This is a genomic window from Citrobacter sp. wls708, assembly GCF_005281255.1.
Classification (GTDB): Bacteria; Pseudomonadota; Gammaproteobacteria; order Enterobacterales; family Enterobacteriaceae; genus Citrobacter; species Citrobacter werkmanii.
Map to the genome: position 1 here is coordinate 1 of NZ_SZXE01000035.1, position 22,685 is coordinate 22,685.

Below are 22,685 nucleotides of genomic sequence, written 5' to 3' on the forward strand. Positions count from 1 at the left end.
CGTGGTACCGTTGTTACCGGTCGTGTAGAACGCGGTATCATCAAAGTTGGTGAAGAAGTTGAAATCGTTGGTATCAAAGAGACTGCTAAGTCTACCTGTACTGGCGTTGAAATGTTCCGCAAACTGCTGGACGAAGGCCGTGCTGGTGAGAACGTTGGTGTTCTGCTGCGTGGTATCAAACGTGAAGAAATCGAACGTGGTCAGGTACTGGCTAAGCCGGGCTCTATCAAGCCGCACACCAAGTTCGAATCTGAAGTGTACATCCTGTCCAAAGACGAAGGCGGCCGTCATACTCCGTTCTTCAAAGGCTACCGTCCGCAGTTCTACTTCCGTACTACTGACGTGACTGGCACCATCGAACTGCCGGAAGGCGTAGAGATGGTAATGCCGGGCGACAACATCAAAATGGTTGTTACCCTGATCCACCCGATCGCGATGGACGACGGTCTGCGTTTCGCAATCCGTGAAGGCGGCCGTACTGTAGGTGCGGGCGTTGTTGCTAAAGTAATGAGCTAATATTACGTTTATTTAACGTAGTTAGTTTAAAAGCCCCGAATATATTTCGGGGCTTTTTTATTTGTGTTTATTTAAAGATTTCAGAAATATTAGTTAATCTCAATATATAAATAATTTATCTGGTAGGATAAGTTTGTTCATTTCTTAAAGCATTGCGATTTGTATTTTATTAATTGAACTTGTTTGTTGTTATATCTACCTTATGCGTTATTACATACATATGTAATAAATTGATGGATTTATAACAACAGGAATGTTTAATAATGCAATTAAATCTCGCAACAAAAGCCTTATTTTGTATGGGGCTGACATGTGCTGCCTTGCCAGCATTTGCCCTGGAAGCATGGAGCGGTCAGGAAGGCGGCAGTACGTATGAAGTGATTTTCGACAGCGGCGTGTATAGCAATGCGTGGTGGGTAGGTGCATCGGATTGTCCGGGAAACGCCGCGGGCGACGAAGCGAATAACCCATGGCGCTACGAGCGAGCAGCGACCGCTGATGAAATAACGAAATATGGTAATCCAACAACCTGCGATACGGGTGGCGGTACGGTAACTTACCCAGCATATGACAATAGTATCGCTTATAATGCTGGTGATATTGTTATTTATAATAATGCGACGTATAAAACGTCTGTCGCGCAAAGCGCTTATGGTTTTGCTCCTGGTCAGGAAAATCCATGGGAGGCTTATGCCGTTGTCACGCAATGGGCGTCCTCGACCGTCTATAATAAAGGCGATAAAGTTCAGAAAAATGGCCAGGAATATGAAGCCCTGTTTTATACCGTAGGGGATGATCCTTCTCTTCCAGCTAATCAAAACCCAACCGGCACAAATGGTCGTCCATGGAAACCACTGGGCACTGTTGTCTCTTATACTCAGGACCAGTTGAATAAAGCTCCAGAATATAATTCCTCCACTGTATATGAAAGCGGCACGCTGATCCGCTATAACGGTGGTAATTACGTTTCGCAGTCCAAAGTACAGAAAGTCTCCCCATCTGATACCAATCCATGGCGCGTGTTTATCGACTGGACCGGCACCAAAGAAAAAGTAGGCACGCCGAAGTCACCATGGCCTGCGCATGTCTATGCCCCATATGTCGATTTTACCCTCAACTCACAGCCGGATCTGGCAAGCCTTGCGCAGAACCAGAATGTCACCCACTTCACCATGGCTTTCGTGGTCAGTAAAGATGCTGATACCTGCCTGCCGACATGGGGTACCGCATATAACGTTAACGACTACGCTCAGTACAGCAAAATTAAAGCGCTGCGTGAAGCAGGTGGCGACATCATGGTTTCCATTGGCGGAGCGAATAACTCCCCACTGGCAGCGTCTTGTAAGAATGTGAATGACCTGAAGCAGCATTATTACGATATCGTAGACAACCTGAATCTTAACGTGCTGGACTTCGATATTGAAGGCACCTGGGTTGCGGATCATGAATCCATAAACCGTCGTAATGAAGCGGTGAAGGCTGTTCAGGACACCTGGAAAGCAGAAGGTCGTAGCGTCGGAATTTGGTACACCTTGCCTATTCTGCCGACGGGCCTGACGGCTGAAGGTCTTTACGTGCTTGAAGATGCGAAAACCAAGGGCGTTGAACTGGCTGGTGTCAACGTCATGGCGATGGATTACGGTAACAGCATCTGCCAGTCTGATGGTACTGAAGGCCAAAACATTCATGGCAAATGTGCGACATCCGCCATTGAAAACCTCCATAGCCAGATGAAGCAAATTTTCACTGACAAGAGCGATGCGGAAATCAACGCCATGATGGGCACGACGCCGATGATCGGTTACAACGACGTTCAGGGCGAAGTGTTTTATATGTCTGATGCGAAACTGGTGATGCAGGATGCCACTGATCGTGGTCTGGGCATGATTGGCATATGGTCCATGATGCGCGATCAGCCTGGCGTGGCCAGGCAGGTTTCCCCTGAGCACAGCGGTCTGACCGAACAGCAGGCTGCGAAATACGCCTTTAGCGAAGTCTTTGCCCCGTTTACCCAAAGCGAAACTGCAGGTGATTTAGCGGGTGATGTCAAAGCCGTTTACATTGATGTTTTTGATGGCTCACAGCGAGTCAATGTGAACTTTGATGCCAGCAAGCTGAGTGATTCTAATAACTACCGTGTTGAGGTCGATGGTAAATATGTTTTCTCGACGGAAGGGAAGAAGAATTATTACAGCTACCGTTATAACTATGGCGAACAGTCGACTCTGCGTACTGGCGGCTTGAGTTATATGCTTCATCCTGGCAGCGTGGTGACAGTGAAGCGTACTCACCCTGATGCTCAGGTACTGGCGACGCTCACCGTGACGGATGACATGCTGGCAGGCAATAATCCACTGGTAGGCAGTGCGGATGTGTCTTCTCTGACGGTGAAGAAAGAGAATGGCATTCCTATGGTGTATGTCGATTTTGCCGCTGATAAAGTTGCTGCAGGCACCAACAGCGCATATATGGTTAAAGTTATGGGGGATGAGAAAAACGGTAACTACGTCTTCAGCTGTGATAATGGCAAATGTTACTACTCTTCGAAATCAACCAAAAATGGTGTGACAACCGTAAAATCTGATGAGCGTGCAATTTCAGTGGGTGAAACGGTGGTTGTCGAGCGTGTGACACCAAATCCGGCGACCATTGCGAAAGTAGTTGTTACGGAAGATATGCTGAAATAACTGAAAACAGTTTATGCCCTTAATCATTCGGGTTACAGGCTAAAAACATCCAAAGGTTGCCTTTGAACGAGGGACAAGGAGGTTCCTCATTCATCCTCAGCAGCAAAAGGTTACTGTGTGATTGTGGAGAGTGAGCGCGGTCATTGCAGTTGTAACCTGAAGTATTACAAATCGAGTTAGTCTCAAGGCCTGAGTCAGATAACCTATTCTGCTCAGGCTTTTTTATGATGCTCCCATCTGTAATAAAAAATTACACTTTTTATTATTCACACTACCTATTTTATTTGGATGGCGTAGGGGTGAATGAAGTGATATCGGTTATCGTTTTTCTTTGACATGCGTGATTGGCCAGATATGTAACGGATCTTTATATTGTGATTATTGACTGCTGTGATGATATTTTTGCCAGTAATACTCCCTTTCTGACGGTATATTAGTGAGGTTTATATATAGCAATAATCGCTGGTTTGATGAGAAATGTATTAATTGTTATTGCTGGTTCTATTACCTATTCTAACATTGCCAAAAATGGCTATTTACCGAGCGATAATTTTATCATTAAGGATAATGTATGAAACTAAATAAATTAACAGCGGCAATACTTGCTGCTGGGATGTCATTGTCTTTTTCATCATTTGCTGCAACGTTGTCGATGAATGACGACACTAATACAATCAGCGGCCTTGATAATAGTCAGATGTTGACGAAGGATAATGGTAATACCTGGGTCGCTTATACAGACAGTAGTCAAAATAATTTTCCGGGTACGGTGACGGTAACCGTAGCGGAAAAGGATAATAACGCAATTAATTCTGTAGACTATGATCCCACTGCCACTTATGGTACGACAGGAACAATTGTTCGATATAATGGCTATTACTGGAAAAGTCAGTGGTGGGTTGATCCCGGTATGGTTCCAGGAAGTGACTCTGTATGGCTGAAGGTCGGTCCTATTCAAATACAAAATCTTGCCACGTTCAGTTTTACGCCTTATACCGGCCAGAAAGCGGCAGATCTGCAAAAACAAGGTAAAGATAAGGCTGCCGCGCAACGTAAAGTTATCGGCTATTTCCCTGAGTGGGGCGTTTATGAAGCACATAACTATTTCACGCCGGATAAAATTGACTTCAGTCAGTTAACCCACCTTAACTATGGCTTTGCGGTTATTAAGGATGGTGAAGTTATTGTCCATGATACCTATAAAGGCCCGGATCTGCTCCGTCAGCTGGACAAACTGACTGAGCAAAACAACGTCACAAATATGGTCTCCGTTGGCGGATGGAATAACTCTGAAGAAGGTGTATTCGAAGAAGCCACCAAAACGGATGACGGTATCAATAAACTGGCAGACAGCATGATTGCTTTCATGCAGGAGTGGGGGTTTGATGGTATTGATGTAGACTGGGAATACCCGGATAGCGATACTGAAAAGACCAATTTCACTAAACTTATCCAGACGCTCAGAAGTAAACTGGATACCCTTGGTTTACAGAGCGATAAGTACTTCCAACTTTCCGCAGCAGTAACAACCAACCATAATAATATTGAGTACATCAACCCAGAGGTCACCGCACCATTGCTGGATAGCGTCAATGTCATGGCATATGATATTCATGGCGCTTTTGACCCTATCACAGGCCACAATGCTCCGCTCTATGCCAACAGCCAGGATGCCGATCAGTTGCTAAATGTCGCTTCCACGATGCAGGAATACAGTTCGAAATGGCATGTGCCCAAAAGTAAGCTGATGATGGGGATCCCGTTCTACGGCCGTGGCTGGGGTAGCGTGGCGCCGACGGAAATCGTTAAAGGTCTGCCTGGTCTGTTCGCTTCAGGTTCCGCTACCGTACACGGCGCGTGGGATGATGAAGATCAGTATACCGGTACTAACCCCTACTATCTGTTAAAACAGTATTCTTCGTCTGCTGACTACACTCGCTACTGGGATCCGGAATCACAGGTTCCTTACTTGTATAATGCGAAAACGCAAGAGTTCTTGACGTATGACGATCCGGAGTCGATTCAGAAAAAAGTTGCTTACATTAACCAGCAAGGATACGGCGGAGCGATCATCTGGGATATTAGCGGTGATACTCCAGAACATGAATTGGGTGAGATTGTCGATGATATAATGGAAGTGCCTTTATCCGAATGCCGCGCGAATCTGTCAGATTTTGGCATATATCTGCGAGACGGTACGCCGATGACGGAATTCACCATCACCAAAGCGGCACATGAGGCCAGGAATATGAACTATTCTGTTTATCAGAATGGAAAATATTACGGTAAGAGCCAGTACGGCACCATTTATGATTGGGGTAAAAAAGAAATTAATGAAGAGGAAGGTACTGTTACCGCGAGCTGGGGAATGCCGCTGAAGGTTGGCGATCTTATTGAACTGAGCTGCTACAGCAATGGTGTACTCTACCCACTGGAGCAAGTAACGGTGACAGAAGAAACTCTGGCAGGTAAAAAAGATATGCGTCCGGAGATTGCCAGTGAACTGAAAGAGTTCCAGGTTGTTATTCAGGACGACAAGCCTGCGTTAAGTATGACTCTGACTACTGCCGCTCATGAGGCAAGAAATAAAAACTACTCTATTCAGTTAAATGGAAAATATATCGGCAAAAGCCAGTTTGGTTCAATCAGTGGTGGTCAGAAACGCGTTAATAAGGCGAATGATACCGTCACGGGGACCTGGGTCAAAGAATTGAAAGCGGGAGATACTGTTCGCTTGTATCGTTTCAGTAATAGCGTTGAAACGACTATTGCAGAAGTGGTACTCACAGACGATATTCTGAAGGATGGTGGTGCTCTGGTCCATTAATGATTAGTTGTTAACTCGTTGAAATAAATCCCAAACCCGATTCTGTGCAGGGGGAGGGATTTATTTCTTTTAGATGACGTTGTATTGAGAACAATAATCATTTATCCTGATGGTGTTCATGGTTGGGAGCATATATGTACATTTGTTTATGTAACGGCATCAGTGATAAAAAAATTCGTCAGGCGGTACGCCAGTTTCACCCACAGTCATTTCAGCAGTTACGCAAGTTTATTCCTGTTGGAAATCAATGTGGTAAATGTATTCGGGCCGCGCGCGAAGTGATGCAGGAAGAATTAATGCAAATGCCAGAATTTAAAGAGATCGCCTGAGTCACACTCTTTTTTTTGACATCCCGCTAGCCCCATCTACTCTCTAAGAGTGGAAGCGGAGGGACTATATAATGAAAGGTGATGTTAAGGTAATAAATTATCTCAATAAATTATTGGGAAACGAGCTTGTCGCCATCAACCAGTATTTTCTTCATGCGAGAATGTTCAAAAACTGGGGTTTCAAACGTCTGAATGACGTTGAATATCATGAATCTATCGACGAGATGAAACACGCCGATAAGTACATTGAGCGTATTCTTTTTCTTGAAGGTATTCCCAATCTCCAGGATCTGGGCAAACTTGGCATCGGTGAAGATGTTGAAGAGATGCTGCGTTCGGATCTGGCTCTTGAGCTGGAAGGTGCAAAAGACCTGCGTGAAGCAATCGCCTATGCCGACAGCGTATTTGATTACGTCAGCCGTGACATGATGATTGAAATTCTGGCGGATGAGGAAGGCCATATCGACTGGCTGGAGACCGAGCTGGATCTTATCGATAAACTGGGGATCCAGAATTATCTGCAGGCGCAAATTCGCGAAGAAGAGTAGAAGCAGAGTCGTTAATACAGGAAGGAGTTAATCCTTCCTGTTGAGTTCACCAACTTATCCAACAAAAGTAACCCCACCCACTTACGGCCAGTGCCGGACCAAAAGGAATCAGCGCGCCGCGACGTCCTTTTTTTGCCCATAACAGAAGACCATACATAATCCCTGTGATGGAAGCTGCGTAAAGAATCATTGGTATACTTTGCCAACCGCTCCAGGCCCCGGCAGCGGCCAGCATTTTGAAGTCCCCGTAGCCGATCCCCTCTTTATGCCATAACAACCTGACTAACCAGTAGATCAACCACAAAATCATATATCCCGCAACGGCTCCAATGATGGCGTCTTTGCCGGGTATAACACCGAAACTGGCGTTGAATAACAGCCCGAGCCACAGCAATGGCAGCGTGAGTTTGTCAGGCAGAAGATAATGCTGCAGGTCGATTACGCTGAGTGCGAGCGCAAACCAAAAATAGATAAAGAGCGCCAGCGCCAGCAGGATTTCGTTGGGATGTAGGGCGTAACAGAAAACGGCCATAACAGCACAGAGCGCTTCGAGCAAAGGATAGCGTTTCGAGACAGGAAGACCACAATGACGACACTTCCCCTTCAGACATAGCCAACTCAGTAGGGGAATGTTGTCATACCACGCCAGCGGGGTTTGGCAGTGGCAGCAATGCGAACCAGGCAGCCATAAATTAAAAGGGGAGAGCGCTCCGTCTGCGGGGGAGGGGGGGAGCACCATCAGAGGCAGGCGCCAGGTGAGCATTCCCATGGTGCTGCCCGCCAGTAGTCCAACGACAAGGGACAATATTGCTAACCCGTTATCCATTTTTTTTCGCTCCAATCGTCAGTCGTGTCAGCGTAATACTGTCGGCATCGTCTTTACTGGCGTGAAACTCAAGCGCCACGATGTGCAGACCATATTCGCCCTGTAACACCGCCAACCAGCGTACGAAGGTGTCCATCTTGATGGTGGAGGCGCTGATATTGAGTCCACCACCGTGAGCCGGCTGGAGTGTTGCGTTAAGTCCCGATTTTTTAAGACTGCGCTTCACCAGCGTTTCCAGGGAGTCCGATTGCGTCCGCTGTGGAAGAAGACCGGCTGCTGAAGCCTGTTTGTGAAGCCACTGTATGTCGAGCTGTAACTTTTCGTCCCGGGATTGCATTGTATCGATAGCCTGACCTAAAGGCTGCCAGGCGCCAAACCAAAAAATGGCCAACAGGCAGCATCCGAACAACGTTATAAAGATGCGTTGCTCATGCGTATTTTTATGATGAAACCAGACCTGAGCACGTTTAATCATTTCGAAGTGTCCACATTCCCTGTTCATGTTTTTCGACTTTTAATGGCAAGCCATAGATGCGCGCTTTGATGAATGCCTGTACCTGGCTTTCATCACTGGCGTAGATGAAAAGCTGCAAAGATTTACTCGCCGGATCATAGTTCAGTCCTTCCAGCGCCAATCCCGGGAATGCTGACAGCTTTGACTGCAACTGCTGCAAGAACAAATAGGGGGCGGGGATATGTTGTTGTAACTGTTTCGGCAGATAGGTTCGCAAATTGCTACTGTGTCTGTTCTCAGGAATGTATCGCTGCCACTGCTGTACCAGATCCTGACTGAGCTGCTTCTCCAGGCTATGGAGTTGCCAGTAGGTAATAGAGCGGGTAAGCAGTGCGACACCCGCAGCCAGCATGATGCTGAATAGCGCGACGCGCTTCAGGAGCGCGGTCGTGGGCGAGCGTGGAGAAGGGGCGCGAATCTTATCGTGTAGAAGATTAGGTACATTGCCGTTTGGGTAGAGAGTCAGAATATGGCGTTCAGGTTGACTCTCTGTACTGGAACAGGCCAGTGGTAACGAACCGTAGTTTACCAACTGCGGAGGGCCGAAATGCGTAAGCAGGTGGGTAAGCCACGCCTCCGTCAGGCAGGAGAGATAATTTTCCTGTGTTCTGAGCAACCACCGATCGCCCTCTCTTAATACCGTCCAGCCATTGTCGCATGCCGGCAGGCAACAGGCGTCAAACGTGACACATGTGGTGTTAATACCTGCATCGGCAAGGGTTCGGAGCTGAGACGCAAGCCAGCCGGCATCAATGCCTGCAACAGTGAGACGAGACCCCTGACGGGACAGTAATGTCCAGTGCAATGAGGGCGCCCCTTCGTCGAGCGTTTCATCAGCGAGCCAGTGAAGCTTTTGGTCAGTCAGTTCATACTCTTCATCCGGTATGACGATTGTTTTACATGTCGCCATACTGGCGGAAAGAAGCAGATGTGCGGACTGCGCCGCTGGAAGTGTACCAAGCTCCGCTAACAGTTCCATGGACAGATGCTGGATTTCACCTCCGCCACCTTCAGTATATTCCACCCATTCCACGGGGGCTGACGGCTGTTTTTGCAGGCGGATAAGCAGTTTTGGTGAGGACACTGAAACTGCTTTACTCTTCGCTGCTGCCATCCGTAAGTTGGCGTAAATAGATTTTAATTGTTTTATTTTTTTCATCATAAAAGAAAAATGTGCGCATACCGGAAGTAAGGTCACCCTCGTGGGCTGTAGATGTGGTCAAAAAAAAGGTGCTATTGGCGGTTAACTGTTTTTTAAGCGAATCCGTCAGGGGTTTGGCGGCGCTGTAATCTTGTTGTGCCTGATAGAGAAAGGCATCTACCGTTTTCCAGCCACCTTCAGGGCGTTTCTTCAGCAGTGTTTTTGCATCTGAGTCACTGAGGTTATTGAGAAATAGCGCAGCTAATAGAGGGGCCTGCTGCTCAGTAAGAGTATTAATATTTATGGCGAGTTCATTGCTGAATGTCGCGCAGATAAAAGGGGATAATTTTTGATAAATAGCGTCGGTCATTCCTTTGAGCTTGCGTATTTCGGCAGGTAAAAAGATCATCTGGCCTGCTGTAAGAAAACCCGGTTGGCTGGACTTGTAATACTCATCTTCAGCGCCTTTGACACGGGGCGTCACGTCAGCGTCAATGTAATCTGCGCCAGATTGAGCGATCTCGTCTGCGCGATACTTTTCCACGCCGATTTTTTCCAACAGGGCTGCGAACACCTCGATTTTATAGGGCAGAGTGGTCATCGGGTCCGTCGGCACATCTGCTAATGCATTCAGATTGAAGCAATGTTGTAGATCGCTGGTTTGCCAGCTTACCGTTGTGTTGTCGCGAAGTTCTGCAAACTGGGGGAGCTCATCAAATTGGCTAAGCTTATCCTTGGCATTCTGCAGCGTTTGTGCAGTGGCTTGCGCTTCGGCATACAGCAGCGCATATTTCCCCTGGATACTGTCATTTGTGCGTCGGCTGCGCTGCAACTGAGTCTGAAAGCTGATCGTCATTTCTGAAGCCAGCGCGGCCATCAGCGCCAGAATCATCAACACGATCAGTAACGCCGATCCCCTTTGATTACTCATTTAGCTGTCCCTGTAGCCGCCCCTGAAGTCGGGCTGGATTTCTGTTTCTCCGGGAACCAGCCGGGCAGAATAAAAAGACGAGTAAGAATCTCTCCGTTTTCACGCTCCAGCGTTATTTTAGCCGTTGTGGATGCACTGTCGCCCTCAGCGAGAGCCATTGTTGCGGACAGATGAGCGATGTCGGAGAGTAACGCTTGTGGCGGTGCCTCCTTTTTGCCATCGGGCGAGCGTCTCATCGCGCGGTATAACGTGCCGTTGTCCACATACCAGTGGACGGTAGTGAGAATGAAAGCGGCCTCGAAAGGCATGGCTGGGTCTCGTGTCTGGGTAGTGAAAATCGCGCCATCTTTTTCGCTGAAAAAAGGCTGATTCGTCTGACGGTTTTTTCGCGGAACGTACTGCATCAAATCGTTTTCAAACAGCAGCATCGTATGCTGAATAGCATCAAAATTATCGGCTGTCTTTTTTGCACGCTGATGCTGCTCTGAGGCCTGGGAAAAAACCATTGAGGCCAAAAAACTGAGCGTCGAGAAAATGGCAATTGCCAGCATCACTTCCAGTAACGTGAAGCCCCGCGGCATCTTACTCATTTTTTGTCTCCGTTTTCTGGCGTCCAGGAGTACAGATTAAGCGTCCGTCCGCTGGCGGAGGTTACGCTGGCTTGCTTTTGATTAATGGCTGACTGGTTTTGCAGGCTACCCGACAACTGCCAGGAGAAAGTCTCTTTCAGCAGTATTGTCTGACCTTTTCCCGAGGTGGTCTGGTCGTTAATGGTTCCAATCAAGGCGTTGTCCGCAGCCCAGAGTGCCAGAGTTTCTTGCTTCAGCGTGTCGAGAGCAGAGAGTTGCCATTGCATACTGCTAATCAGCCCTATTACAGCGGTCGCAAAGATTGCCATCGCCAGCAATACCTCAAGCAGGAGCATTCCGCTTTGTTGCTTCATTGCGCATCCTCAAGACGAGTGATATCCAGCGGTAGCGATCCGTCACACCGCAGAGTCACGAATTTTGCACCGTCTTCATCTCTGAACATCACGGTAAAAGGCGTCAGTTGACCATCGGGTAAGATCATAATTTGTGGATTTGCATTTTCTGCTGAAGGCGTTACTTCAGGTTTCGCTGGCGCATCCCAGTCACCGTAAAGCGGTAAACTGTCGCTGTCGGCCAGCTCTTGCCAGTTCCATTTGTGGGTTGAATCCTTTTGCGGTAGGTAAAAAGCCCAGCCTTCAGTGGTCAACCGCAAACCGACCACATGCTTTTCCAGCAACGCCAGGTCTGACGCGTATTTCACCGTCTGCCTGAAGGTGTCGATCCGCTGTAGTAGCTTTCCGCCTGATCCCAGCCGGTCACTTTGCATGGCGATAATGCCCGTAGCTGAGATGGCGATAATGACCACAACCAGCATCACTTCCAGCAACGTGAATCCTTTCTGATGCGTCATGTTTATTGCGATTTTTTGTTATTATCCCAGTTGTTAATGTCATCCGCCGTTCCAGCTTCTCCATCTGGCCCTACGGAGCTGATATCAATAGCGCCATGTTCGCCGGGGCTTATCAGGATATAGTCGTTCCCCCAGGGGTCTGCAGGGAGACGTCGGATATAACCGTCAGTATTGTAATTCTCGGCCTTGGGAGAGAGCTCCGGCGCGGTGATGAGTGCTTCCAGACCTTGTTCCGTCGTGGGGTAGCGATGGTTGTCCAGCTTGTACATGTCCAGCGCATTTTCGAGCGCGACAATGTCGCTGACCGCCTTTTGTCTGTCCGCGCGATCTTTGTTGCCCATCAGATTCGGCACGACCAGGCTTGCCAGAACCCCCAAAATCACAATGACCACCATCAATTCCATGAGGGTAAAGCCACGCTCTGTGGCCCGTGTCTGTTGTTCCATAACCTTTCCTTAGTTCATTAATGAGTTAAGTTGTAAAATTGGCTGCATAACCGAGACGACAATGAACAAAACGATCATCGCCATCACAACGATCAACGCAGGTTCAAAAATTGCCAGCGTCAGTGCGATGCGGTTTTGTAGCTGGATTTCCTGATTTTCTGTTGCCCGCTGCATGAGTTCTCCAAGCTGACCGCTTTTTTCCCCGGAGGCGATCATGTAGAGCATCATCGCGGGAAAAATCTTCGTCTTCTCCAGCGACTGGCTAACGCTGTTGCCCTGGCGAACGCTCTCAGCCGCTTCACCCAGACGCTGGCGTATTTCCTGATTACTCACCCCCTCAGCGGAAAGCGACATAGCTTGTAAAAGAGGAACGCCGCTGCTGTTAAGAATGCTCAGGGCGCGTAAGTAGCGAGCGCTATTGATGGCGCATACTAAAGGCGACGTTAAGCGAAACTGAATTAACCAACGGTGAAATCGATGCCGGTTTCCCTTTTGTTTAAGCCAGAAAGAAAACAGGCAGCCACCGCCAATGAGGGTGAGCAGGATCCAAGGGCCATATGCCGACAAAAAATTGCTGATCGCGAGCAGGATCCGAGTGGTGAGCGGCAATGCGTGTTTGAGGTGGATAAACTGCGCTGCAACTTTAGGCACCACGGTGGTGAGCAAAATAATAACCACCAGAATAGCGACCGTAGTGAGCAGGGAAGGATAGATTAAAGCCTGCGTAAGCTTGCTGCGCATTCGCTGGCGCGCTTCGTTAAAATCCGCCAGTCTTTCCAGAACTGCGCCTAACTGACCCACCGTTTCGCCCGCTTTAACGAGCGTACAAAAGACGGCATCAAACAGGCGGGGATACGCCTGCATCGCAGTTGACAGTGATTGTCCTTCAAGAATGGACTGCCGAAGAGTCGTAATCACATCGGCAAGTTTCTTATTTTCTTTTTGTTGCCGAACCACGTCGAGGGCTTCATCCAGCGGTAATGCTGCGGCGATTAGCGTTGCAATCTGACGCGTAAAAAGCGTTAATTCACTGTGACTGACTCGTGCAGGGAAGGTCTTCAGGGGGATCCCGCGTCGTTGGGGTTTTATCGTTTGCGGCAATAGGGCCTGGCTACGCAGTTGCGCCACCATGTCCCGTTCGTTTGCGGCCTCGCTAACGCCAGTAATACGATTTCCCTTCACATCTGTTGCGGTCCAGCAATATTTCATTCAGGCTGCTCCGTCGGTGTTTGCCCTTCCGATGTCACTCTTAGCACCTCCTCCAGCGATGTAATGCCTTCTGCGGCGACGCGGAGACCGTTTGCCAGCAAACTACGATGGTGACGACGCTGAATTTGCTCCAGATGCTGTTCGTTGGTCTCTGTGTGAATGGCTTCGCGCAGTTCAGGCGTAACAAGTAACAGCTCGTGAATTGCCAGTCGCCCCTGATAGCCGCTATGCCTGCATGCCTCGCAGCCCCCGGCATGCCAGACCTGAGAGGTATTGACCCCTTGAGCCAGCAGGAGTTGTTGTTGCTGGTGGGTGGCGGGGCGCGGTATTTTGCAGTGGTTACACAGTCGTCTTACCAGACGCTGGGCAATAACCCCGACAAGTGATGAAGAAAGCAGAAACGATTCCACCCCCATATCCCGCAATCGTGTTACGGCTCCGCTGGCGCTGTTTGTATGGAGAGTCGAAAGAACCAGATGTCCGGTCAACGACGCCTGAACAGCAATCTGCGCTGTTTCGGCGTCGCGAATTTCACCTACCATCACGACATCAGGATCCTGACGTAAAATGGCGCGTAGCCCACGGGCAAAAGACATATCTACGCGACTATTGACCTGTGTTTGACCTATCCCTTCCAGTTCATATTCAATCGGATCTTCAACGGTGAGGACGTTACGCTCCGGGCTATTCAGTGCGGAAAGGATGGCGTATAGCGTGGTACTTTTTCCTGAACCCGTTGGGCCGGTGACCAGAATAATGCCGTGGGGGAGGGCAATCAGATCTTTCAGGCTGCGTGTGTCTTCTGCTGACATATCCAGCTTATCGATTGATAACCGCAGGCTGGTTTTATCCAGCAGACGCAAAACGACACGTTCGCCATGCTGTGAGGGGAGCGTAGAGACGCGCACATCCACATTTCGCTGGCCTATTTTTAACGTTATGCGGCCATCCTGTGGGAGGCGCTTTTCGGCAATATCCAGCTTGGCCATCACTTTGATACGTGAGATCAGCAGGGCCGCCAGCTTTTTATTAGGCTGAACCACTGGACGCAGAACGCCATCGACGCGAAAGCGGATCCCCATCGTTTTCTCAAATACTTCGATATGAATATCGGATGCATGTTCCTTGATTGCTTCACTGAGTACGGCATTAATCAGCCGTATGACTGGCGCATCGGATTGTTCGTTAAGCAGATCTTCATTGGACTGGATCTCTTCAGAAAGAATGTTGAGATCATCAAGGTTATTCATATCTTCTGCGATCAACTGGGCAGTGCCGCTGTTCTGTTGATACAGGTGCTCGAGTTTTTCCTCAAACTGTTGCGCAGAGAGCCGGGTAAACCGGCTACATTCAGGCGCTGTTGCGGCTACGTCCAGCATAGATTCAAGCGAGGTATTTTCAGCATAAATCAGCTCTTCCTGCTGTACGGCAATACCGTATCGCTGTGCTTTTTTCCACGTAAAGGCTGTCATTTTGCACTGCCGTTATGGAACGGATTTTTGCTGTTTGACGTAGCTGGTGTGGCCACAGAGGAGTCAAATGCGTGGTCATCTAATGATTCAATGGCATCGACATCAATCAGGCTACCGTTTTGCTTGCTACTCCTGTTTTGTTGCATCTCCTTGAAGCCAGTATATTTATCCCTCGAAAGCGAATGGTAGACTTCATCATCTCTGATGATGGTTGGTCGGATGAACACCATCAAGTTGCGTTTATTTTTTTCATTTGAGGTATAGCGAAAAAGTTGCCCAATGAGGGGGATATCACCCAGTAAGGGAACTTTCGAAACCTCTTGTTTACTTGAGTCATCCATCAATCCGCCCAATACCACGGTTTCACCGCTTTTTACCAGGACGGCGTTTTGAATAGTACGGGTATTAAATGTAGGGCCGAGAGTGGATGAGGTTGCCGTAGAATCGACACTGGACACCTCTTGCTCAATTTCCATTAATACGGAATCGCCTTCATTGATTTGCGGCGTAACCTTTAGCTTAGTGCCGACTGTCTTACGTTCGACGGTGCTGTAAATATTATCGCCCGAGGTGGTTTGCGACCCGGAAAGCACCGGAACGTCTTGTCCGGCGTTGAAAGATGCCTCTTTGTTATCAAGTGTCACGATACTCGGAGTAGAAAGAATATCATTCTTGCTATTGCTACTCAGCGCGGTAAGGAGCACCCCCCAGTCACCGTTGAAGAATCCTGCGGCAAGGCCGTTGAAGTTACTGAACAAATCATATGCAGGGTTATCGCTGGTGGTACCGCCCTGTCTCTTGAATTCTTGAACCCCTTGTGCGGCATTGAAAATGGGAAGATTGGTCTTGGTAAACTGCTGCACGCCGACGTTTTTGTTGGCCCACTGGACCCCAAGATTAATGCCTTTACCATCCTGAACTTCCACGATGATAGCTTCGACCAGAACCTGGGCGCGGCGAATGTCCAGTTTGGCGATGACATCTTCTAACTGCTGGAGAATACTTTGGTCTGCGGTAATAACCAGCGAGTTGGTTTGTTCATCTGCCGTGATGGATATATCGTTATTGCTGCTGCTGGCAGATGATTTTGAAGCGCTGCTTTTTTCATCCTTCATCTTTTGCGTGACGCCGGTTAAAACTTCAACCAGTTTATCTGCTTTGGCATATTTCAAATACCAGACACGGGTGTTGCCTTCACCTTGATCTTGCGTATCCAACCGGGAAATAAGTTGTGCCATGCGCGCCCGGGCACGATCGGAACCGCTGACAATTAACGCATTACTACGTTTATCTGCAACGATGCGCGTCTGAAGCGTGGCCGGTTTAGCCTCTTTGCCATTTTCTCGCGCCAGGTCATTGAGGACGTCGGCCAGGTCGGTCGCTGAGGCATACTTCAGTGTGAAAACCTGTTCTTTGGCATCACCCATCACATCGACACGTTTAACCACCTCCAACAGACGATTGACGGTTGAGGCTTTGCCGGTGATGATCAATGCATTTGATGGTTCGTAATGCACAACATTACCGACCTTACCGCCATCAAGCATTTGTCGAAGCAAGGGGGACAATACGCGAGCAGGAACGTTTTCCAGTGACACAATACGCGTCACCAGTTCATCTCCTTTGCCGGGTTTCGTCCCGCTAATGAGTCTTCCTGGCATTGTTTTGACTTGCTCTGAACGCACTACCTTAAGTAACCCATTATCAAGAGTAATAATTGAGAAACCGTAGAGATCAAGTACGCTCAGGAAAAACTGATAATATTCATCCTCATTGAAGGTATCATTGCTTCTGACGGATATTGAAGCCTTAACATCGGGATCAATCAGAATGGTTTTACCCATATTTTGGCCGACAATATTGACAAATGTCTGAATGTCCGCATTGTCAAAGTTAGCGGTATAATCGACTGCGAATGCAGTGCGGCAGGAGGCTGCGAGTAAAAGTATCAACGACCAACTTTTCAGTCGCCGATGTAAAACAGTTCTCTCCATTTAGTCTTCCTTTCCATCCTGGAATTGTTGAACTGAAACATTAATTAACCGTGGCGAAGCATTACGTAAGACGGTGAACTGAGCCATTTTAAGGTGCTTAAGCGCATTTTGTGCTTTGCCTAAATTTGCCTGTTGAGTCAACTTGATATTATTTAGCTGAATGGCTATATCCCCAGGTTCGAGGGAAGAATGCTTAAAAAACTGAACCTGTTTTCGTGGTAGAAGGCGTAAACCACGTAAAGTGTTCTTATCCACTACAGGACTGGCATCAATGAAATCAGCCAGCGTTACCGCTTGTTGCTCTTGCCGGGATGCTACCGCCCCCTGAGGCCTGGACTGTTGTGCCAGTTCAGCAAGCAATGTCAGTTGCAGTGTTTGCTCACCAGAAGAAAACATTATCTGATTCTTTGTAATACCCGTAACACGTATTTTGCTGGAGGACTTCAGATAATCATTAATGGCATAAACATTTTGCTCACCATTTTCCTGCAAGATTGCGCGGGAAATGGATTTATTTGAACTATGAATAATTCCGCTGACAACGACCCCGGACAGCAATGCCTCTTGCGCATGCGATTGTTGATGGGGGGAAACATTCATATCTGTATCTAAGGGCACGGATGATAAATGCCATTTTTGTTTTCTGTTTGAGATATTCTCCTGATGAATTTGACTTGATGCTGTCCGCAATGTTTTGTTTTCAAACCACTGTTCATATCCTTTATGTATACAAGCAAAAACACATATAACGCTTGCAAATATCACTATGAGGTAGGCGCCATGATAAAATAGCGTGCTTTTGAATACGTGGCGGATAGTTTTCATAAAATTATGATTAAGAATAACTAACAAGTTAATCTGTTTCTTGTTAATGATAACGATAATATATTTATCCTGCTGCCAGGCGACAAGCGTTTTGGCTCCCACGTTCCTACTTTAGGAAATAATAAATTTTATGGAAAATATGAATGTTCATGGATGAGTTCATTTCTGTTTTGACCTCCCGCCAGCAACAGTTGCGGGATAATATCCTTTCCGCGTTTTTGAACGAACAATGGCTGGTATTACATGGGGCAAAAGGCACCGGAAAAAGCACGCTTGCACGCAGTGTAGAAGCGTTATGGCCACATCGGGTGCTAACTCTGGCACCTGTAAATAGAAAAGGTTATAGGTGGGAATGGCAGGTTATCGCAGATACGCAAAAGGTGGGCTGTTTAACCGGACGGTCATTTTCTGGCGAGACGATCTGGAGCGAATTACTTGGTCTGATAACCGTTAAGGGATGCGATAAGCCTCTGTTTATTTTGGAAGACGGACATCAGGTCACCACCGGTATTGCTGCAACGGTTAAGGCGTTTATCGCCATAATGCCGAAGGCCCGGCTGCTAGTAACCGGTAGATACAGTCTGAGACAGCAGCGCCAGTTACGTACGATGCATCCGCTCTGGTTCGACGTACCCATCCCGGATATTGAGGATTACCGTAGGGTAATCGCACCCTGTATCGAAACGGAACAGGAGGGCCAGGATGCTCTTCCTGAGACATTTATCCGACATATCATGAAACGTTGCCGCGGTAATCTGCATCTGGCGGCGCGTGTCGGGTGGAATCTTACGCGTAATAAAACGAAACAGGGTGAACAACAAACCAGCATCACGCCGCTTCAGCAACGTGAAGCGCTGCGTTGTCTGCCTGCGCCTCGTCGAACCGGGGGGACGTGTCTGGCAGTGGTTGTCGTCGCGGCGCTATGTGGTAGCGCTGGCTGGCACTTCAGTCCATTGCTTGACAGATGGTTGCCGCCCATAGCCAGCATATGGCCTGCAGGACAGCCATCGGCTGCATCACTTTCTTCCACAACGCTGACGTCAACGATTATGTCAACTAATGAGTCGCTCGCGCGGCTTTACAGCGTCTGGGGATATGAAGTCAATAAAGGGGAAGCATGGTGCGATCAGGCGTACCGGGCGGGTTTGGTTTGCCTGTCGGGCACTGATACGCTGGAATCGCTTCTGGCCCAGCAACTCCCCTGGATAGCAACGCTAAAGGTAGATAATAGCCTTATACCTGTTGTCGTGATTGGAGAAAGCAACCAGACCATCACTGCCCAGTCGGGCGCTGGTACATGGATTATGGATAAAGCCTGGTTCAGTGAAGTGTGGCAAGGGAATTACACGCTAATGTGGAAACCTTCACCAGACGGTAATGTGAGCATCATGAAGAAAAGCAGCGTCGACGACATTCTCTGGCTGGATATGATGCTGAGTCGCGTGTTGAATGTTGAGGCTGAGAGCACGGGAGAGTGGAGCCCTCTTTTATCGGAAAAAGTCCGCCAGTTTCAAATGCAAAATAAGATTAAGGCTGACGGTATGGTAGGGCGGCTTACTCTTATTCGTCTATGGCAGGCGCTGGATGAAAGCCCAAAACTGATGCATGACGGAGGGAAAGCATGAAAACGGATCATGAATATTATTGTGGCGAAAACCTGCGTTTTGACCGTCCAGATATGCCGCTTACGTTATGGCGGGGCGCGCGTATCGCGCTTTCATGGCTGGGGTTGAGCATTGGCATGGTAATCATAGGCTACTATACGCATAGCGCGTTTATTCAGCATACCGCGACGCCAGCCGTGCCGCCGAACTTTCGTCTGTCTGACGCGCACTATATATATAAGCAGCAGCCGCTGCCGGAACCGGAAGAGACCGTTGAAGAAGAAGGCGCGGATGATATGCGCAGCGAAGAACCGTCAGCGCCTGACGAGCCTGTTCAAAACGGTGATCTCAAAGCGCGAGTGAAGCAGGCCATAGCGGAAATTGACCAGCAATAACGTCGTTCTGCGAAAGGTTGGTTATTATCGATACAACTTCACTTGCATTAAGCCCGCAGATACGTATAATGCGCGGGCTTGTCTTAATTGACGGCTGGTTCGATATGAGCCACTGATAGTCGATTTGACTATCTGACAATGTTCCCAATCGGGGAACTCTGTAAGAACGGTTACACTCTCCCATCAATCGTAATGGGTTTGAGGAGTAACTATTTCGTCTATAAAATAATTGGAGCTCTGGTCTCATGCAGAACCAAAGAATCCGTATCCGTTTGAAAGCGTTTGATCATCGTCTGATCGATCAATCAACCGCGGAAATCGTCGAGACTGCCAAGCGCACTGGTGCGCAGGTTCGTGGTCCGATCCCGCTGCCGACCCGCAAAGAGCGTTTCACCGTTCTGATCTCTCCGCACGTTAACAAAGACGCGCGTGATCAGTACGAGATCCGTACTCACAAGCGTCTGGTTGACATCGTTGAGCCAACTGAAAAAACCGTTGATGCTCTGATGCGTCTGGACCTGGCTGCCGGTGTAGACGTGCAGATCAGCCTGGGTTAATCAGGTCATCGAGCGATTGAGAGGTTGATACAATGATTGGTTTAGTCGGTAAAAAAGTGGGTATGACCCGCATCTTCACTGAAGATGGCGTCTCTATCCCAGTAACCGTTATCGAAGTTGAAGCAAACCGCGTTACTCAGGTTAAAGATCTGGCTAACGACGGCTACCGCGCTGTTCAGGTTACCACCGGTGCTAAAAAAGCTAACCGTGTAACTAAGCCGGAAGCTGGCCACTTTGCTAAAGCTGGCGTAGAAGCTGGCCGCGGCCTGTGGGAGTTCCGTCTGGCAGATGGTGAAGAATACACCGTTGGTCAGAACATTAGCGTTGAACTGTTTGCTGACGTTAAAAAAGTTGACGTAACCGGTACCTCTAAAGGTAAAGGTTTCGCTGGTACCGTTAAGCGCTGGAACTTCCGTACCCAGGACGCTACTCACGGTAACTCCTTGTCTCACCGCGTTCCGGGTTCTATCGGTCAGAACCAGACTCCGGGCAAAGTGTTCAAAGGCAAGAAAATGGCAGGTCAGCTGGGCAACGAACGTGTAACCGTTCAGAGCCTGGACGTAGTACGTGTTGACGCTGAGCGCAACCTGCTGCTGGTTAAAGGTGGTGTTCCGGGTGCGACCGGTTGCGACCTGATCGTTAAACCAGCTGTGAAGGCGTAAGGGGATAGCAATGGAATTAGTATTGAAAGACGCGCAGAGCGCGCTGACTGTTTCCGAAACTACCTTCGGTCGTGATTTCAACGAAGCGCTGGTTCACCAGGTTGTTGTTGCTTATGCAGCTGGTGCTCGTCAGGGTACTCGTGCTCAGAAGACTCGTGCTGAAGTAACTGGTTCAGGCAAAAAGCCGTGGCGCCAGAAAGGTACCGGCCGTGCGCGTTCAGGTTCTATCAAGAGCCCGATCTGGCGTTCAGGTGGCGTGACCTTCGCTGCTCGCCCGCAGGACCACAGTCAAAAAGTTAACAAAAAGATGTACCGCGGCGCGCTGAAAAGCATCCTGTCCGAACTGGTACGTCAGGATCGTCTGATCGTTGTCGAGAAGTTCTCTGTAGAAGCGCCTAAAACTAAGCTGCTGGCACAGAAACTGAAAGACATGGCTCTGGAAGATGTGCTGATCATCACCGGTGAGCTGGACGAAAACCTGTTCCTGGCTGCGCGCAACCTGCACAAGGTTGACGTACGCGATGCAACTGGTATCGACCCGGTTAGCCTGATCGCCTTCGACAAAGTCGTAATGACTGCTGATGCTGTTAAGCAAGTTGAGGAGATGCTGGCATGATTCGTGAAGAACGTCTGCTGAAGGTGCTGCGCGCACCGCACGTTTCTGAAAAAGCGTCTACTGCGATGGAAAAAACTAACACCATCGTTCTCAAAGTTGCTAAAGACGCGACCAAAGCAGAGATCAAAGCTGCTGTGCAGAAACTGTTTGAAGTCGAAGTCGAAGTCGTTAACACCCTGGTAGTTAAAGGGAAAGTTAAACGTCACGGACAGCGTATCGGTCGTCGTAGCGACTGGAAAAAAGCTTACGTCACCCTGAAGGAAGGCCAGAATCTGGACTTCGTCGGCGGCGCTGAGTAAGTCGGAGGAGTAATACAATGGCAGTTGTTAAATGTAAACCGACATCTCCGGGTCGTCGCCACGTTGTTAAAGTGGTCAACCCAGAGCTGCACAAGGGCAAACCTTTTGCTCCGCTGGTTGAAAAAAACAGCAAATCCGGTGGTCGTAACAACAATGGCCGTATCACCACTCGTCACATCGGTGGTGGTCACAAGCAGGCTTATCGTATTGTTGACTTCAAACGCAACAAAGACGGTATCCCAGCAATTGTTGAACGTCTTGAGTACGATCCGAACCGCTCCGCGAACATCGCGCTGGTTCTGTACAAAGACGGTGAACGCCGTTACATTCTGGCCCCTAAAGGCCTGAAAGCTGGCGACCAGGTTCAATCTGGCGTTGATGCTGCAATCAAAGCAGGTAACACCCTGCCGATGCGCAATATCCCGGTTGGTTCTACCGTTCATAACGTAGAAATGAAACCAGGTAAAGGCGGTCAGCTGGCACGTTCCGCTGGTACTTACGTTCAGATCGTTGCTCGTGATGGTGCTTATGTCACCCTGCGTCTGCGTTCTGGTGAAATGCGTAAAGTCGAAGCAGACTGCCGTGCAACTCTGGGCGAAGTTGGCAATGCTGAGCATATGCTGCGCGTTCTGGGTAAAGCAGGTGCTGCACGCTGGCGTGGTGTTCGTCCTACCGTTCGCGGTACTGCGATGAACCCAGTCGATCACCCACATGGTGGTGGTGAAGGTCGTAACTTTGGTAAGCACCCGGTAACTCCGTGGGGCGTTCAGACCAAAGGTAAGAAGACCCGCAGCAACAAGCGTACTGATAAATTCATCGTACGTCGCCGTAGCAAATAATTTTAGAG

Annotated in this window: 24 protein-coding genes; 12 read left to right on the forward strand and 12 right to left on the reverse strand. The window is 48.7% G+C overall.

All coding sequences use genetic code 11. The features are described from left to right. From FDW97_RS19230 to bfr, 5 genes are all read left to right on the forward strand, one after another. Positions 1-516: EF-Tu/IF-2/RF-3 family GTPase (locus tag FDW97_RS19230; protein WP_249359805.1), on the forward strand; the 516-nt coding region annotated here is incomplete at its 5' end. A 263-nt stretch (positions 517-779) separates the two neighbouring features. Further along, on the forward strand, positions 780-3,203 hold the full coding sequence (locus FDW97_RS19235) for a glycosyl hydrolase family 18 protein (RefSeq protein WP_137351492.1): 2,424 nt from the start codon (positions 780-782) through the stop codon (positions 3,201-3,203). A 571-nt stretch (positions 3,204-3,774) separates the two neighbouring features. Then, entirely contained in the window at positions 3,775-6,030 is a 2,256-nt protein-coding gene (locus FDW97_RS19240; protein WP_085049681.1) for a glycosyl hydrolase family 18 protein, read from the forward strand. A 134-nt stretch (positions 6,031-6,164) separates the two neighbouring features. Next, on the forward strand, positions 6,165-6,359 hold the full coding sequence (gene bfd, locus FDW97_RS19245; protein ID WP_038634750.1) for a bacterioferritin-associated ferredoxin: 195 nt from the start codon (positions 6,165-6,167) through the stop codon (positions 6,357-6,359). A gap of 71 nt (positions 6,360-6,430) precedes the next feature. Continuing rightward, positions 6,431-6,907 (forward strand): bacterioferritin, encoded by a 477-nt coding sequence (gene bfr, locus FDW97_RS19250; RefSeq protein WP_038634748.1) that lies wholly within the window; start codon positions 6,431-6,433, stop codon positions 6,905-6,907. Between the two features lie 46 nt (positions 6,908-6,953). Here the strand turns inward: bfr and FDW97_RS23725 are convergent, their stop codons facing one another. From FDW97_RS23725 to gspC, 12 genes are read right to left on the reverse strand one after another with little or no spacing between them, the layout of a single operon-like run. Continuing rightward, positions 6,954-7,733 carry an A24 family peptidase gene (locus FDW97_RS23725; RefSeq protein ID WP_137351493.1) on the reverse strand — a complete coding sequence of 260 codons (780 nt, stop codon included), beginning with the start codon at positions 7,731-7,733 and terminating at the stop codon, positions 6,954-6,956. Next, positions 7,726-8,208, reverse strand: coding sequence for a type II secretion system protein GspM (gspM, locus tag FDW97_RS19260; protein ID WP_161668184.1), 483 nt, complete (start codon positions 8,206-8,208; stop codon positions 7,726-7,728). Before gspM ends, FDW97_RS23725 begins: the two co-directional genes overlap by 8 nt. Then, complete coding sequence (gene gspL / locus FDW97_RS19265) at positions 8,201-9,331, reverse strand: type II secretion system protein GspL (RefSeq protein WP_170973711.1); 1,131 nt, start codon at positions 9,329-9,331, stop codon at positions 8,201-8,203. Before gspL ends, gspM begins: the two co-directional genes overlap by 8 nt. 10 nt (positions 9,332-9,341) lie before the next feature. Continuing rightward, complete coding sequence (gspK, locus tag FDW97_RS19270; RefSeq protein ID WP_069325304.1) at positions 9,342-10,319, reverse strand: type II secretion system minor pseudopilin GspK; 978 nt, start codon at positions 10,317-10,319, stop codon at positions 9,342-9,344. Then, entirely contained in the window at positions 10,316-10,909 is a 594-nt protein-coding gene (locus FDW97_RS19275) for a type II secretion system protein J (RefSeq protein ID WP_051594490.1), read from the reverse strand. Before FDW97_RS19275 ends, gspK begins: the two co-directional genes overlap by 4 nt. Then, positions 10,906-11,262: a type II secretion system minor pseudopilin GspI gene (gspI, locus tag FDW97_RS19280; protein ID WP_137351495.1), complete on the reverse strand. Its 357-nt coding sequence runs from the start codon at positions 11,260-11,262 to the stop codon at positions 10,906-10,908. The genes FDW97_RS19275 and gspI overlap by 4 nt, the downstream gene beginning before the upstream one ends. Next, positions 11,259-11,759: a type II secretion system minor pseudopilin GspH gene (gene gspH, locus FDW97_RS19285; RefSeq protein WP_137351496.1), complete on the reverse strand. Its 501-nt coding sequence runs from the start codon at positions 11,757-11,759 to the stop codon at positions 11,259-11,261. Before gspH ends, gspI begins: the two co-directional genes overlap by 4 nt. Before the next feature lie 2 nt (positions 11,760-11,761). Next, the gene (gene gspG, locus FDW97_RS19290; RefSeq protein WP_038634727.1) at positions 11,762-12,205 is read right to left on the reverse strand and encodes a type II secretion system major pseudopilin GspG; all 444 of its coding nucleotides are present in this window, start codon (positions 12,203-12,205) and stop codon (positions 11,762-11,764) included. A gap of 9 nt (positions 12,206-12,214) precedes the next feature. Continuing rightward, positions 12,215-13,414, reverse strand: coding sequence for a type II secretion system inner membrane protein GspF (gene gspF / locus FDW97_RS19295; protein WP_137351497.1), 1,200 nt, complete (start codon positions 13,412-13,414; stop codon positions 12,215-12,217). Continuing rightward, positions 13,411-14,886, reverse strand: coding sequence for a type II secretion system ATPase GspE (gspE, locus tag FDW97_RS19300; RefSeq protein ID WP_121529622.1), 1,476 nt, complete (start codon positions 14,884-14,886; stop codon positions 13,411-13,413). Before gspE ends, gspF begins: the two co-directional genes overlap by 4 nt. After that, the gene (gene gspD / locus FDW97_RS19305; protein WP_137351498.1) at positions 14,883-16,880 is read right to left on the reverse strand and encodes a type II secretion system secretin GspD; all 1,998 of its coding nucleotides are present in this window, start codon (positions 16,878-16,880) and stop codon (positions 14,883-14,885) included. Before gspD ends, gspE begins: the two co-directional genes overlap by 4 nt. Next, positions 16,881-17,807, reverse strand: a complete 927-nt coding sequence (gene gspC / locus FDW97_RS19310; RefSeq protein ID WP_137351499.1) for a type II secretion system protein GspC — start codon at positions 17,805-17,807, stop codon at positions 16,881-16,883. 41 nt (positions 17,808-17,848) lie between these two features. Between gspC and FDW97_RS19315 the strand changes: the two genes are divergently transcribed. The 7 genes from FDW97_RS19315 (at position 17,849) to rplB (ending at position 22,677) form a co-directional block, all read left to right on the forward strand. Beyond that, positions 17,849-19,330, forward strand: a complete 1,482-nt coding sequence (locus FDW97_RS19315; protein WP_137351500.1) for a peptidoglycan-binding domain-containing protein — start codon at positions 17,849-17,851, stop codon at positions 19,328-19,330. Continuing rightward, positions 19,327-19,704: a hypothetical protein gene (locus tag FDW97_RS19320; protein ID WP_137351501.1), complete on the forward strand. Its 378-nt coding sequence runs from the start codon at positions 19,327-19,329 to the stop codon at positions 19,702-19,704. Before FDW97_RS19315 ends, FDW97_RS19320 begins: the two co-directional genes overlap by 4 nt. A 245-nt stretch (positions 19,705-19,949) precedes the next feature. Continuing rightward, positions 19,950-20,261, forward strand: a complete 312-nt coding sequence (gene rpsJ, locus FDW97_RS19325) for a 30S ribosomal protein S10 (protein WP_001181005.1) — start codon at positions 19,950-19,952, stop codon at positions 20,259-20,261. Between the two features lie 32 nt (positions 20,262-20,293). Continuing rightward, the gene (gene rplC, locus FDW97_RS19330) at positions 20,294-20,923 is read left to right on the forward strand and encodes a 50S ribosomal protein L3 (protein ID WP_003031117.1); all 630 of its coding nucleotides are present in this window, start codon (positions 20,294-20,296) and stop codon (positions 20,921-20,923) included. Between the two features lie 10 nt (positions 20,924-20,933). After that, entirely contained in the window at positions 20,934-21,539 is a 606-nt protein-coding gene (gene rplD / locus FDW97_RS19335) for a 50S ribosomal protein L4 (protein ID WP_000424395.1), read from the forward strand. Next, positions 21,536-21,838: a 50S ribosomal protein L23 gene (rplW, locus tag FDW97_RS19340; RefSeq protein WP_000617546.1), complete on the forward strand. Its 303-nt coding sequence runs from the start codon at positions 21,536-21,538 to the stop codon at positions 21,836-21,838. Before rplD ends, rplW begins: the two co-directional genes overlap by 4 nt. Before the next feature lie 17 nt (positions 21,839-21,855). Further along, complete coding sequence (gene rplB, locus FDW97_RS19345) at positions 21,856-22,677, forward strand: 50S ribosomal protein L2 (RefSeq protein WP_038634702.1); 822 nt, start codon at positions 21,856-21,858, stop codon at positions 22,675-22,677. Positions 22,678-22,685: the final 8 nt, after the last annotated feature.

What these genes read in the sequence shown, in the direction of transcription:
- FDW97_RS19235 (WP_137351492.1), top strand. Translation starts at nt 780, where the DNA reads ATGCAATTAAATCTCGCAACAAAAGCCTTATTTTGTATGGGGCTGACA.
- FDW97_RS19240 (WP_085049681.1), top strand. Translation starts at nt 3,775, where the DNA reads ATGAAACTAAATAAATTAACAGCGGCAATACTTGCTGCTGGGATGTCA.
- bfd (WP_038634750.1), top strand. Translation starts at nt 6,165, where the DNA reads ATGTACATTTGTTTATGTAACGGCATCAGTGATAAAAAAATTCGTCAG.
- bfr (WP_038634748.1), top strand. Translation starts at nt 6,431, where the DNA reads ATGAAAGGTGATGTTAAGGTAATAAATTATCTCAATAAATTATTGGGA.
- FDW97_RS23725 (WP_137351493.1), bottom strand. Translation starts at nt 7,733, where the DNA reads ATGGATAACGGGTTAGCAATATTGTCCCTTGTCGTTGGACTACTGGCG.
- gspM (WP_161668184.1), bottom strand. Translation starts at nt 8,208, where the DNA reads ATGATTAAACGTGCTCAGGTCTGGTTTCATCATAAAAATACGCATGAG.
- gspK (WP_069325304.1), bottom strand. Translation starts at nt 10,319, where the DNA reads ATGAGTAATCAAAGGGGATCGGCGTTACTGATCGTGTTGATGATTCTG.
- FDW97_RS19275 (WP_051594490.1), bottom strand. Translation starts at nt 10,909, where the DNA reads ATGAGTAAGATGCCGCGGGGCTTCACGTTACTGGAAGTGATGCTGGCA.
- gspI (WP_137351495.1), bottom strand. Translation starts at nt 11,262, where the DNA reads ATGAAGCAACAAAGCGGAATGCTCCTGCTTGAGGTATTGCTGGCGATG.
- gspH (WP_137351496.1), bottom strand. Translation starts at nt 11,759, where the DNA reads ATGACGCATCAGAAAGGATTCACGTTGCTGGAAGTGATGCTGGTTGTG.
- gspG (WP_038634727.1), bottom strand. Translation starts at nt 12,205, where the DNA reads ATGGAACAACAGACACGGGCCACAGAGCGTGGCTTTACCCTCATGGAA.
- gspF (WP_137351497.1), bottom strand. Translation starts at nt 13,414, where the DNA reads ATGAAATATTGCTGGACCGCAACAGATGTGAAGGGAAATCGTATTACT.
- gspE (WP_121529622.1), bottom strand. Translation starts at nt 14,886, where the DNA reads ATGACAGCCTTTACGTGGAAAAAAGCACAGCGATACGGTATTGCCGTA.
- gspD (WP_137351498.1), bottom strand. Translation starts at nt 16,880, where the DNA reads ATGGAGAGAACTGTTTTACATCGGCGACTGAAAAGTTGGTCGTTGATA.
- FDW97_RS19315 (WP_137351500.1), top strand. Translation starts at nt 17,849, where the DNA reads ATGTTCATGGATGAGTTCATTTCTGTTTTGACCTCCCGCCAGCAACAG.
- FDW97_RS19320 (WP_137351501.1), top strand. Translation starts at nt 19,327, where the DNA reads ATGAAAACGGATCATGAATATTATTGTGGCGAAAACCTGCGTTTTGAC.
- rpsJ (WP_001181005.1), top strand. Translation starts at nt 19,950, where the DNA reads ATGCAGAACCAAAGAATCCGTATCCGTTTGAAAGCGTTTGATCATCGT.
- rplC (WP_003031117.1), top strand. Translation starts at nt 20,294, where the DNA reads ATGATTGGTTTAGTCGGTAAAAAAGTGGGTATGACCCGCATCTTCACT.
- rplD (WP_000424395.1), top strand. Translation starts at nt 20,934, where the DNA reads ATGGAATTAGTATTGAAAGACGCGCAGAGCGCGCTGACTGTTTCCGAA.
- rplW (WP_000617546.1), top strand. Translation starts at nt 21,536, where the DNA reads ATGATTCGTGAAGAACGTCTGCTGAAGGTGCTGCGCGCACCGCACGTT.
- rplB (WP_038634702.1), top strand. Translation starts at nt 21,856, where the DNA reads ATGGCAGTTGTTAAATGTAAACCGACATCTCCGGGTCGTCGCCACGTT.